We start from the raw sequence: 12,594 nt of genomic DNA on the forward strand, positions 1-12,594 counted from the left end.
TTTTTTCTTTTGCTTCGTCAACTTTCGCTTGTGCACCTTCTGGAGCTAATTTTGTCAATTCATCTAAACTTACAATGCCTGATTCTAAACCTTTCCAATATGGTTCATTTGTCCAATTACCATCTAATACTTTTTGTACTGCATCTACATAGTACTCTCCCCAGTTCCATAATGGTGCAGTAACGTAAGCCTTTGGTACAGATTCTTTTGCGCTTAGATTATAACCTATTGATGTTGCTCCCTTTTCTTCAGCAGCAACCATAGGTGCTGTTGAATCTTGATGTTGAGCTGTTACATCAGCGCCTTCAGCAAGTAGTGCTTCTGCTGCAGCCTTCTCTACAGTTGGATCATACCAAGTATTTGTCCATCTTACGTGAACTTCTGCATCTGGGTTTACAGATTTTACACCTAATGTAAAGGCATTAATTCCTCTAATAACTTCAGGTAATGGGAATGCTCCAACATAGCCAATAACATTTGACTCTGTTTTCATCCCTGCTACAATACCCGATAAATATCTCGCTTGATACATTCTACCAAAATAATTAGTCATGTTTTCTGCTTTTTCATATCCTGAGCAATGTGCAAAGGTTACTTCTGGAAATTCTTTTGCCGCTTCTAGGACACCATCCATATGACCAAAGCTCGTAGCAAAAATCATATTCGCACCTTGATCCACCATTTCACGGATTGTCTTTACTACTTCTCCCTTTTCTTCAGGAATATTTTCTTTATAAATGGTCTTTATCTTGTCTCCCATTTTTTCTTCTAAGTAAACTCTTCCGTTGTCATGAGATGTTGTATAACCACCATCATTAATTGGTCCAATGTAGATAAAACCAACAGTTAGCGGCTTTGTGCCGTCTTCTTGTGTTCCCGTTCCCTCTGATTTTTTGTTTGAGCATCCTAATGTTGTAGCAGCTAATAAAGCTACGATTAAAAAAACAATACCAAAACGTTTCATTTTTCTCCCCCTAAAATATCTTTTAAAACCTTAACCTTGAAGCTCAATAGGTACGTATGATTTTGTCGATTTCAAAATTAACGTTCGTCTTGTATTGATTATATTTTATTCGTATGTTTTTTTCAACTACTTTTACGTAAATTTATTTAATTCATTCCAAAAACATTCAAATTTTCAGGAGATAATACATCAATCGCTAAAGCTTCCATTATTGATTCTCCTTTTTTTAGTAATTCTTTAGAATAAGAGGCTATATTCACATGATTTTTTTGAAGTTTAATTAAAACATCAATATATTTTCGTTCTTCAGGATGTGCTACATCTAAGGCTCTCATTAACAGAGTCTCCACCATTTTAGTAATCGCTTTAATGGCTTCTTTTTCACCCGTAATCATATTTTCTTTCAGTTCCTCTATTTGTGCTGTGGTAGATTTTAAAGACTCACTATAAAAGTACTCTAAATTATCTGAGTCATACATAATAGATTTCCACAGTATAGCAGAAGATAGATTATAAGGATAAGGTACACTATCACTCATTCTAATCTCGATATACTTTTTAGTTCGCACATCAGGAAATACCATAGAAAGCAAATGCTCGATTTGTTCAATGTTCATTTCTATATGTTCATATACTTCTTTAGCCGGTTTGGAGCCAGTAAAGACAAGTTTGTCATTTAGTAGGCCAATAATACATGGTCTTTCTAGGATATAATCCACATACTCTTCGTAGCCAAAATCTTTGTCTAAAACACCTGGAGTCAGTCTACTTCGGTCATTGTCCATATCATTCCAAATTTGAACTCTTGCGCCATTTCCATCATGAATATTTCCTTCGAATATTGGTGAATTGTCATATAAATAAGAAATAGCTGGCGACAAATAATTTGCAACTCTATTCTTTTTGATATAATCCTCTTCACTAGTGTAATCCACAGATATTTGGAGGGAAGCAGATCCCTTCATCATATTTAAGGCGTACTTACCTCGTTTGCTCAAATACTCTGACATATATTTGTACCTTTGTTTTGGAATCATTGGAATATCTACAATTTTCTCTATAGGTCGATATCCTATAGAAAGAAGACTGTAATTTTTTGATTCTAAAATAGGAAATATATCCTTGATAAAAGAAAAATACCTTTTTTTTATTTCCTCTATGGTATCGCAATTTTTCATGCTTAATTCCAATTGTGCTCCGGGCTCTAAAGTAATACTATCGCCGTTTTTCACTATATTGAGTAGTTTGGGTTCGTCATCGGCCTTGGTCCAACCCTTTGAAAGAAGCTCTTCCATAACTTCTTCAACACCCTTCTCATAGTGAACAGATGTAAAGCTTTCTTTATAAATAACAATGTGTTCAAACTCTAATCCTAGAGAATTGGCACCATCTGTTTTTTCTCCACTTTTGATATAGTCGATTATTTTGTTTTTATTTATTTTATAGTAATTCATGATACAACCCCTCTCATGTAATTGTATGATACCACAATTCAAACTGTTGTGAATCTAGTTTCAAAATAATTCTCTTATTTATTTTTCTATGACTTAAGGTTATAATGATAGGAACATTGTCAAACAATTATATACATAGACAGTTGCATAAATAAGGAGGAAAAGATGAATTTATTAAAGGACAAAATACTAAAGGACGGACACGCCATTGGAAGCAATATCTTAAAGGTGGATTCTTTTCTTAATCATCAAATAGACGTAAAACTTTTAGATGAAATAGGAAAAACCTTTTATGAGAGATTTAAGGAAGATCGTATCACAAAGATTTTAACTATTGAAGCTTCCGGCATTGCTTTAGCAGTTATTACTGCTAAATATTTCGATAATATACCTGTAGTGTTCGCCAAAAAGACAGAATCATTAAACTTGGATAAAGATCTTTATACTAGTGAAGTTTATTCCTTTACAAAAAATAAATCTTATAAGATCATGGTATCCAAGAAATATATAAATTCTACAGACAGGATTTTAATTATCGATGATTTTCTGGCTAATGGAAAAGCCATCTTAGGATTAAAGGAAATTATCGATCAAGCTAATGCTACTCTTGTAGGTGCAGGTATCGTCATAGAAAAAGGCTTCCAAGAAGGTGGCGATATCATAAGAGACATGGGAATAAAAATAGAATCTCTTGCCATTATCGATTCTATTGAAGATGGAATAGTGAAATTTAGGGATTAAAAAAGTACTCTTTGGGTGAAACTATTAGAATCATGATAGTAGGTGATCACTTTGGAGTACTATAATATTGCACTTGAATTAGTAATTGGATATATTTTATTGTTTATAGCCACAAAGATCCTTGGTAAAACTTTGCTGACTCATATTACAACTTTTGATTTTATTTGTTCCATTATCTTAAGTGAGTTAGTAGGAAATGCACTTTATGATGATAAATTGGGTATTTCATTTATTTTATTTGCTATTATAATTTGGACTGTTCTCATAACCACTACAGAATTTATAACCCAAAAATTTCGTAAGACGAGAGATTTTCTAGAAGGAAAACCCTCTATACTTATAAAACACGGTAAATTATCCTTCGAGGAGATGAAAAGAAATCATTTAGATATTAATCAACTCCTACACCTCCTTCGTTCAAAAGATATATTTACTATGAGAGAGGTACAATATGCTATTTTAGAAGCAAATGGATGCTTAAGCGTCCTAAAAAAGAATAGTCAAGATTCAGTAAAAAAACAAAATAGCCAACAGTCAAAAAGTGGTCCTTTCCTTGCTATTACACTTATTTCAGATGGAGAATTGATTCAAGAAAATCTAGATGAAATCAGTCTCACTAAGGATTACTTAGAAAAAGAACTAAAAAAGCAAAATCTGACCATTAAAGAGGCCTTATATGTAGAATGGTTAGAAGGAGAAGGCTTGTTTATTCAGAAGTATTAAATAAGGTAGTAGGCAAAACCATTATGACACTGGTGATGCCTAAGGTCTTACTTAAAACGAATTAGTAGTTGAACGAAAAAGCAATGCGAAATGAAGAAGGTAAGATGTAGAATTAATATATGGCTCCATTGGAGCCTTTTTTGCTGTCATTTAAAGCATCAGCAAAGGATTCTTACATACTTAAGTATTCATAAAGTGAATTGAATGCACCTTAGCACTCATGAGGCTGTAAATTGATTTCTATCGATTTTATTTTGAACTCGATATGTTTCCTAGCGCGCCTACATAAAACATCTAAAAAAAATTTAAATAACAAAAGCCCAATCCATAATGGAAAGGGCTTATTTTTTGGAATTAATTTTTACCATGGTGTTAAAATGGTGTTAAATCTCATATGTTGAATGGTGTTAAAACCTTGAAAGTCTTATATATGGCGCGCCCTGAGAGATTCGAACTCCCGATCTTCCGGTTCGTAGCCGAACGCTCTATCCAGCTGAGCCAAGGGCGCGCAATTTTGTTTGCAAGATGTATTATAGCACAGAGAATAATTAATTTCAAATAAAATTAACAAAAATATTATTACTGGAATATATTGATATAACAAATATATTTAGGTGGTGGAGATTTTGAATAATAAATTCCCTGTAGTTATCCGTACACTAAGTTATAGTATCCAAAATATAAATTTTTATTACCCTGCAGTATACATTCCTAATAATAGTTATATTCAAGGGCTTATTAATTTTACGATCTATGAAAATATGCTAAGGTTAAGCAAAAATCTAATGGTTCCAGACATTCCTACTTATGTTACAGGTTCTTATGAATTAAAAAACAATCAAAAGGGTGTTTTAACTCTGTCCTTAATAGGTTTTGCAGAATTTGGAGGCGCTCACCCTATGACCATGGTTAAATCATTAAACTTTGACCTTAGTACGGGCAAAGATATTCCATTTTATGAATTATTTAAACCTAACAGCCCCTACATTGAAGTTCTATCTGGGATGGTATTAGAAGAATTAAAAAAACAAGATATTATGCTATTTGAAGACTATCCTGGTGTGAGACCAGATCAAGACTACTATATCGCAGACAAAGCCCTTGTAATATACTTTCAATTATACGACATAGCGCCGTATGTCGTTGGCTTCCCCTATGCTGTAATACCAATTTATAGCATTATAGATTTGGTGCAAGAAGGTGGATTGCTTGATAAGATGGTAAGCTAGTAAATTTTACTTACCACCTTGTTACTTAAAAAAGGCGATAAAATCGCCTTTTTTTAATACGCTCTTGCAAAGTAAGCCATGTCTTCTGCCTTTTTATTACAGCAGACGCATGAACCATCTCCAATGATTTCTTGTTCAAAAGGTATGCATCGAAGAGTTGCTCCGGTTTCTTCTTTTATTTTGTCTTCGCAAGCTCTATCTCCACACCACATTGCTTTAATAAATCCTGGATTGGCTGCTAAGTTTTCTTTGAATTCCTCTAAATTTGTAGCTATTGATGTTTTTTGTTCTCTTCTTTCTAGTGCTTTTTGGAAAAGATTGTTTTGAATTTCATCAAGTAACTTTTCTACTGCTACATCTAAATCATCTAGTGAAACTTGAATTTTTTCGCCGTTATCTCTTCTGGCTAATACGCATTGATTACTTTCAATATCTCGTGGTCCTATTTCTAAACGAATTGGAACACCTTTCATCTCCCATTGATTAAATTTCCAACCTGGAGAGTATGCATCCTGATCGTCAATTTCTACTTTGAATTTTTCAGCTAGTTTATTTTTGATTTCCCATGCTTTATCTAGAACGCCCTCTTTATGTTGCGCTACAGGAATGATTACTACTTGAGTAGGTGCAATTTTGGGTGGAAGAACTAGACCATTGTCATCCCCATGTACCATAATCAATGCACCTATTAATCTAGTAGAAACTCCCCATGATGTATGATATGGCAATGCCTGATTGTTTTCCCTATCCAAATAAGTGATTTCAAAAGCCTTTGTAAAATGCTGTCCTAAATTATGAGAGGTACCTGATTGAAGAGCTTGACCATCGTGCATTAGTGCTTCCATTGTATAGGTCTCTTGTGCCCCTGCAAATCTTTCCTTTTCACTCTTTCTACCGACAACCATCGGTATGGCCATATATTGTTCTGCTACATCCCTATAAATACCTAACATTTGCATTGTTTCTTCTTGAGCTTCTTCAGCCGTTTCGTGTAAGGTATGTCCTTCTTGCCATAAAAATTCAGATGTTCTAAGAAAAGGTCTCGTTGTCTTTTCCCAACGAACTACACTACACCATTGATTGTATAGAAATGGCAATTGTCTGTAAGTGTTTAACCATTTAGAATACATACTACAAATAATCGTTTCAGAAGTAGGACGTACAGCCAATCTTTCCCCTAATTCCTTGCCACCTCCGTGAGTAACCCAAGCTACTTCAGGAGCAAATCCCTCTACGTGTTCTGCTTCCTTTTGTAAAAGACTTTCAGGAATCAAAAGAGGAAAATACATATTTTTATGTCCTGTTTCTTTAAACTTCTTATCGTATTCACATTGAATGTTTTCCCAAATAGCATATCCATATGGGCGGATGACCATAAATCCCTTTACTGGTGAATAATCTACCATCTCTGTTTTAGAAATTACATCGGTATACCATCTTGCAAAATCTTCATCTCGTGGCGTAATTGCCTCTACTTTTTGTTTTTTAGCCATTATATCCTCCTGTTTTTCTTATTCTGTTGAAAAGCTAGGTAGTTGGTAACTATTACTGTAGTTTTACCCCTATGGTGGAACTCTCTATTAAAATAAAAAAAGAATCCGCCCTCCAAAATATTGAAGGACGGATTTATTTCCGCGGTACCACCTTTATTAGCTTTCCAAATAAAGCTCTACTTAATTCATGTAACGCATGATCTGCGACTATGGCTTTCACCTGTAGCTCGAAGATAGGTTCCACACTCTTCCTTACAAATCTTCCACCTTTGATTCGCTCTCTTTAAATTCAGAAGTGCGTACTAATTCTTTTCAACGCTTTAGTATAATTTTCTTACAATTGACTATATTATAAGTTAAAGGATTGATTTATGTCAATGGATTATTTAAGGTAGTTTACTTCTACAATTAACTTCAATTAAAAATAATTTAAAAGTTTTGTTTTTATTATTGACACTTGTCCTAGGTGATGCTATAATGAATCTTGTTCTTCCGAGAGGTACCGAAGTGGTCATAACGGGGCGGTCTTGAAAACCGTTAGGGTCAAAAGCCCACGTGGGTTCGAATCCCACCCTCTCGGCCATTTTTTTAACTAAATACGTATTTTCAAACAGAAGGCAATGAGGAGAAGTACTCAAGAGGCTGAAGAGGCGCCCCTGCTAAGGTAGAGCTATCGGCTGTTAACCGATCGGTCGCAGGTTCGAATCCTGCCTGTGGAGCCATATGGAGAAGTACTCAAGTGGCTGAAGAGGCGCCCCTGCTAAGGGTGTAGGTCGGGTAACCGGCGCGAGGGTTCAAATCCCTCCTTCTCCGCCAGTTATAAAGCTAATTAGACAGAATTCTATAATAGGAATTCTTTTTTTATGCAACAAAACAGGAGGGATTTGAACCCCTAGGGGGACTTGTGCCTAGGCGAGCTTTATTTTCTCGTAGCCCTAACCGTGCACTTACTTATTAATTGCTCCTCAGTTCCTATGTACTCTAAAGTACCGGACCAATTGTTTTTATCCTCTATTTGGCCTGTTATTTTCAATTCTACGATTTTTAAATCTACTCTTAGGTTAAATTCTTGGTCGCTGTGTACGCTCTCTATAACTGGGTAAATATCGTTTACTATTAATGAATTATTTTTCATGCTAATTGTATAGCTACTTGGTTGCTTATACATATCAAAATCAGGACTTCCTAAATCGTCGTATTCATAATTAACAATATCTCTGTAATGTAATTCCCACTGACCTATTAGGTAAATATCGGAACTTTTTAGTAATTTTAACTCGGTTTGTTCACCTTGCGCAGTCTTTACTTTGTTTTCTTCTTGCTTGGGAGCTTCATTTAGAACACAAGATTTTAGGAAAATCAAAAAAGCTACTAATATAATAGCTACAAAAAGGATTTTTATGATTTTAATTTCTTTCTTCATTCAGATCTCTCCAATATAAATAAATACTATTTCTCGCTATATTATTTATATTATCGGCTATCTGTAGATAGAACAAAAACTCGCCTTAGGCGAGTTTATTTTATCTCCAAAATTCCTCTCATATATGGAACTAACGCTTCTGGGATTTCTATAGTGCCGTCTGCTCTTTGGTAGTTTTCCAGTATTGCTGCTAGAGTTCGTCCTACTGCAAGACCTGAACCATTTAAAGTGTGAACAAATCTTGTTTTCTTCGTCGTTGTATCTCTAAATCGAATATTTGCTCTTCTCGCTTGATAATCTTCAAAATTAGAGCAAGAACTTATCTCAACGTATCTGTTATAGCTTGGCATCCAGACTTCGATATCGTAGGTTTTTGCAGAGCTAAAGCCTAAATCTCCTGTACATAGTTCTACTACTCTATAAGGAATTTTTAGTAGTTGAAGAATTTCTTCTGCATCCTTTGTCAGCTTTTCTAGTTCATTGTATGATGTATCAGGATGTGCAAATTTAACCATTTCTACTTTATCAAATTGATGGTTTCGAATAAGCCCTCTTGTATCTCTACCTGCTGAACCAGCCTCTTTTCTAAAGCAAGGTGTATAAGCTGCAAACTTAATAGGTAAATCTTCTTCATTTAAGATTTCATCTCTGTAGTAATTGGTAACAGGTACTTCTGCTGTAGGGATTAAATAGAAATCTCTATCTGCACTTAGTTTGAAAGCATCTTCTTCAAACTTTGGAAGTTGTCCTGTTCCTGTCATACTTTCTCTATTGACCATAAAGGGTGGTGACATTTCTATATAACCATGATCTACTGCATGTACTGCTAACATAAAATTAATAATGGCTCTTTCTAATGTTGCACCTAGACCTTTAAAAATAGTAAATCTTGCTCCAGTAATCTTTGATGCTCTTTCAAAGTCTAATATACCTAAATCTGTTCCTAAGTCCCAATGTGCTTTTATCTTAAATTCAAAATCCCTAGGGGCCCCCCATTTTCGAACTTCTATATTTTCTGAATCGTCTTTCCCAATGTTAACTTCTTTATTTGGTGTATTCGGTATGTTTAAGAGAGAATGTTTTATTTTCTCATCAATTTCTCTCACTTCTTCATCTAAGCCCTTTATTTGAGCTGATAACTCCTTCATACTATTTAATAAATCGGTACAATCTTTTCCTTCTTTTTTAAGCATAGGTATTTCTTTAGAGACTTTATTTTGTTTTGCCTTCATCTCTTCTACTTTTACCAAAATGTTCCGTCTCTCTTCATCTAATTTTAAAACAGAGGATAGATCGTAATCACCTTTTCTTTTTAAGAGTTCACTAATTTCCTCTTGATTTTCCCGTATTTTCTTAATATCTAACATTTCATTAACAGCTCCCTAATGTTTGTTCTAAATTCTAAGTAAAATCTTAAAGCAAGAACTTTATTACTCCATAAGAAATTATCCCTTAATTCCTTAAGGGATAATTTTACTTTCTATTGTTACTAATTATAAAGTAGTTGTGCGATTATTTCAAGTTTTTTAAGGTGTAATCCTAGTCTTCTTCTAGCTTTTCAAGCACTTCCCCTAATTGGTGTATATACTTTCCATAATCGGTCCAATTTCCCGATTTTTGGGCTTCTTGAGCTCTTTTAAGTAGATTGTTCGCTTCTCTTATTAAGCCGTTGATATGATCTAATTCTTTAGGCTCTTCTTGTTTTTCTTGTGAAGTACCAAATAACTTTTGGAGAGATTTCTCTAAAGTATCTTCCATTATAATCTTATTGCCATAGGATACAATTACCTTTTTGACCTCTGGCAAACTCCTCTGTGCTTCACTGGATGAGAGATATACTGGTTGCACATAAAGAATGGAGTTTCCTATTGGTATTACAAACATATTCCCACGCATAATTTGAGAGCCTTGTTGCCCTAATAGAGTTAGTTGAGGAGAAATATTAGTATCTTGATCAATGCGCTGTTCAATTTGCATAGGCCCATAGGCTAAATTTTGTTTGGTAAATTTGTATACTACTAATTTGCCAAATTCATCTTTGTCATTCATAGCGAGCATCCACCCTACAAGATTATCTTTTTCTTTTGGGGTGTATGGGATCATCAAGATAAATTCTTCTCTGTCCTTTTCTGGTCGTTTCATAATTAGATAAGTAGATTCTATACTTTCGCCTCTTGCTTTTTCTTCATGGACTTGATTTGCGATTTCCCATTGGTCTTGTTTATTATAGAATGCTTTGGGATTATTCATATGATAGGTTGCATATACATTTGATTGTATATCAAATATCTCCTGTGAATATCTAATATGTTCTCGTATAGATTCTGGCATATGAGCCATAGGTTGGAACATTCCAGGGTAAATTTTATTATATACATTAATAATCGCATCTTGTTGATCTACTTGATAAAAATTCACATCGCCATTGTATGCATCTACAACTACTTTTACAGAATTTCTAATATAATTAAATGTATTTTCCTTATTATAAGGTTGAGAATAGGGATAACGATTGCTTAAAGTAAAACCATCTATAACCCAGTATAATTTACCATCTGCGACTACGATATAAGGGTCTTCATCGTAAGATAAAAACGGTGCAATAGCATTTACTCGGCACATAATATTCCTGCGGATATGCATTTTACTTTGAGAATTTATCTCAGTGCTTAATAAAATCTTCGAATCACCATGATATAAGGCAAAAGCTGACCTATTGAATATATTTAGTGGAATTCCGCCTGTACCATCATACTCATTTTCCATATTCTCACTGCCTTGAGAATAGTCAAATTCCATAGTCTTCCCATTAGTAATGACATAATCATCTGTAGATTCCCCATAGTAAATTCGTGGCTCTGTAATCTGCAGAGATTCTACACTTGTTACAGGAGGAATACCTTCCACAATTAACGTAGGTTGACCACTCTCATTAATTGTATTTATAGCAGATACAGCTACGCCAAAACCATGAGTATATTTTAAATGCTTGTTGATCCAATTTTGAGCTTTATCTTCTAATTTCTGATTGTTCATCTCTCTAGCTGAAATAAACACTTGCGTATATTTATCATCTATATCGTACCTATCAATATCTACATCATTAAATTCATAATAGATTCTAAAGCCTTGTATGGAATTATACATATCTAATGTGGGGTGATAGTCATTTATAGGGATATTATCGATAGTAAGCTGATTATCTTTAATATCTTGTACGTTTATTTCATCATCTAAATCATATGCTTTTTCTTCTACTTGATGAATTCCATATGCAGCTTGAGTGTTCTTAATATTTTTCACAAGATATGGTTCTTCTTTTGCATATTCATTTGGCGCAACAATTAGTTGCTCTACACCTATAGCCATCAAACTTCCCACTAAATTTATACCAATAATCAGAATAGGTCCAATAATTAATCTCTTAATCTTCCTTTTAAAACCATTGATAACAGAGTATACTCCTGCTACAAAAGCTACAATACATAAAATTTTATACAAAGGCAAAGTGATATTTGCATCTATATAGCTCGCACCGTATACGATGCCATTATTAGAATACACTAGGGTATAAGATTGAATATAATAATGAAAAGACATAATAAAAAAGAAAAGACCTGAAAAAAAGCCGATTTCCTTACCAGCAAAATTACCAAAATCAGATATCCAAACTTTAAAGCTACTACGATTATTTTTAACACTTTCAATGCTTTTATATGGATTTGTTAAATACAAGAACGCAGTATAAAGAATTGATACAATGGCGAAAAGAAGTAATATAAAAATAAATATAGCAAGTAATTGTTCTAAAAATGGCAATTGAAATATAAAAAATGAAATATCTTTATTAAATAAAGGATCGTTTACATTAAAATGAACTGCATTCTTAAATTCTAAGAAATTATACCAAATAGAATTAGTCGTTATTGTAGTTACTAGGAATGAAATAACAATACTAAATAAAGCAATCATCCTTGTATTAGGTCTAAAATTGACCTGTAAAATTCTTTTTAAAATAGATGTGGTTAAGATTTTTAAATATAATATAAAAAATAACAGAGAGATAATAAATAAAGGAACACTAACTTGAATTTTAGTAACTATTTCTTTCATAAATACATCTGTATATCCAAGAGATTTAAACCATAAATAATCTACATAAAAATGATTCATAGATAAGAATAAGCCTATGACAATGATAATAGTAGTAATAACAGAAAATAATATTCCCTTTGAAACACCTCTTTTATTCATGAATGCCTCCCTTATGAATTCATTTATTCTTACTAATAACTATATTGATGTTTGAGGGAATTAGCACTATAAAATGTAGGTGGAAAGTGGTTGGGAAAAGAATGACGGTTGGGGTGTATACTTTAATACTTAATACGCAGGGATCCTTCGTCGCTCCGCTCCTCTGGATGACTAGGATAGATGGTTTTGCATAGAACTTACAACGTAGAACTTACAACGAAAAAAGACCCCCGATAATCAGAGGCCTTTCTTTACTAAACAAATCCGCAACGTCCTATTCTCCCAGGGCGTTACCACCCAAGTACCTTTGGCG

The 12,594-nt window shown here is 33.7% G+C and carries 9 protein-coding genes, 3 tRNA genes and 1 other annotated feature; of the genes, 5 read left to right on the forward strand and 7 right to left on the reverse strand.

Annotated features, from left to right (window positions below; translation table 11 throughout):
• A partial coding sequence (locus tag Q7P22_RS03000) for a BMP family ABC transporter substrate-binding protein (RefSeq protein ID WP_303860458.1) occupies positions 1–964 on the reverse strand: 964 nt, incomplete at its 3' end.
• A gap of 146 nt (positions 965–1,110) precedes the next feature.
• Positions 1,111–2,418: a glutamate-cysteine ligase family protein gene (locus Q7P22_RS03005; protein WP_303860460.1), complete on the reverse strand. Its 1,308-nt coding sequence runs from the start codon at positions 2,416–2,418 to the stop codon at positions 1,111–1,113.
• Positions 2,419–2,583: 165 nt separating this feature from the next.
• Here Q7P22_RS03005 and Q7P22_RS03010 point away from each other — a divergent pair, with 165 nt between their 5' ends.
• The gene (locus Q7P22_RS03010; protein WP_303860463.1) at positions 2,584–3,159 is read left to right on the forward strand and encodes a xanthine phosphoribosyltransferase; all 576 of its coding nucleotides are present in this window, start codon (positions 2,584–2,586) and stop codon (positions 3,157–3,159) included.
• Positions 3,160–3,210: 51 nt separating this feature from the next.
• Positions 3,211–3,882: a DUF421 domain-containing protein gene (locus Q7P22_RS03015; RefSeq protein WP_303860465.1), complete on the forward strand. Its 672-nt coding sequence runs from the start codon at positions 3,211–3,213 to the stop codon at positions 3,880–3,882.
• Between the two features lie 431 nt (positions 3,883–4,313).
• Here the strand turns inward: Q7P22_RS03015 and Q7P22_RS03020 are convergent.
• Positions 4,314–4,390 (reverse strand) — tRNA-Arg (locus tag Q7P22_RS03020).
• Between the two features lie 118 nt (positions 4,391–4,508).
• Between Q7P22_RS03020 and Q7P22_RS03025 the strand changes: the two genes are divergently transcribed.
• Positions 4,509–5,111 (forward strand): DUF3298 and DUF4163 domain-containing protein, encoded by a 603-nt coding sequence (locus Q7P22_RS03025; protein WP_303860468.1) that lies wholly within the window; start codon positions 4,509–4,511, stop codon positions 5,109–5,111.
• 53 nt (positions 5,112–5,164) lie between these two features.
• Here Q7P22_RS03025 and proS read toward each other — a convergent pair whose 3' ends face one another.
• Entirely contained in the window at positions 5,165–6,604 is a 1,440-nt protein-coding gene (gene proS, locus Q7P22_RS03030; RefSeq protein ID WP_303860472.1) for a proline--tRNA ligase, read from the reverse strand.
• A 120-nt stretch (positions 6,605–6,724) separates the two neighbouring features.
• Positions 6,725–6,929, reverse strand: a binding site (T-box leader).
• Positions 6,930–7,097: 168 nt separating this feature from the next.
• On the opposite strand from proS, the gene Q7P22_RS03035 reads away from it, so the two are divergent.
• Both Q7P22_RS03035 and Q7P22_RS03040 read left to right on the forward strand, forming a co-directional pair.
• Positions 7,098–7,187, forward strand: a tRNA-Ser gene (locus Q7P22_RS03035).
• 142 nt (positions 7,188–7,329) lie between these two features.
• Positions 7,330–7,420: transfer RNA gene (locus Q7P22_RS03040), tRNA-Ser, on the forward strand.
• 103 nt (positions 7,421–7,523) lie between these two features.
• Here the strand turns inward: Q7P22_RS03040 and Q7P22_RS03045 are convergent.
• The 3 genes from Q7P22_RS03045 to Q7P22_RS03055 form a co-directional block, all read right to left on the reverse strand.
• Positions 7,524–8,027 (reverse strand): hypothetical protein, encoded by a 504-nt coding sequence (locus Q7P22_RS03045; protein WP_303860474.1) that lies wholly within the window; start codon positions 8,025–8,027, stop codon positions 7,524–7,526.
• Between the two features lie 95 nt (positions 8,028–8,122).
• Positions 8,123–9,394 (reverse strand): serine--tRNA ligase, encoded by a 1,272-nt coding sequence (gene serS, locus Q7P22_RS03050; RefSeq protein WP_303860477.1) that lies wholly within the window; start codon positions 9,392–9,394, stop codon positions 8,123–8,125.
• 172 nt (positions 9,395–9,566) lie between these two features.
• Positions 9,567–12,281, reverse strand: coding sequence for a UPF0182 family protein (locus tag Q7P22_RS03055; RefSeq protein WP_303860480.1), 2,715 nt, complete (start codon positions 12,279–12,281; stop codon positions 9,567–9,569).
• Positions 12,282–12,594: the final 313 nt, after the last annotated feature.

This window comes from Alkalibaculum bacchi (assembly GCF_937875145.1).
GTDB lineage: Bacteria > Bacillota > Clostridia > Eubacteriales > Alkalibacteraceae > Alkalibaculum > Alkalibaculum bacchi_A.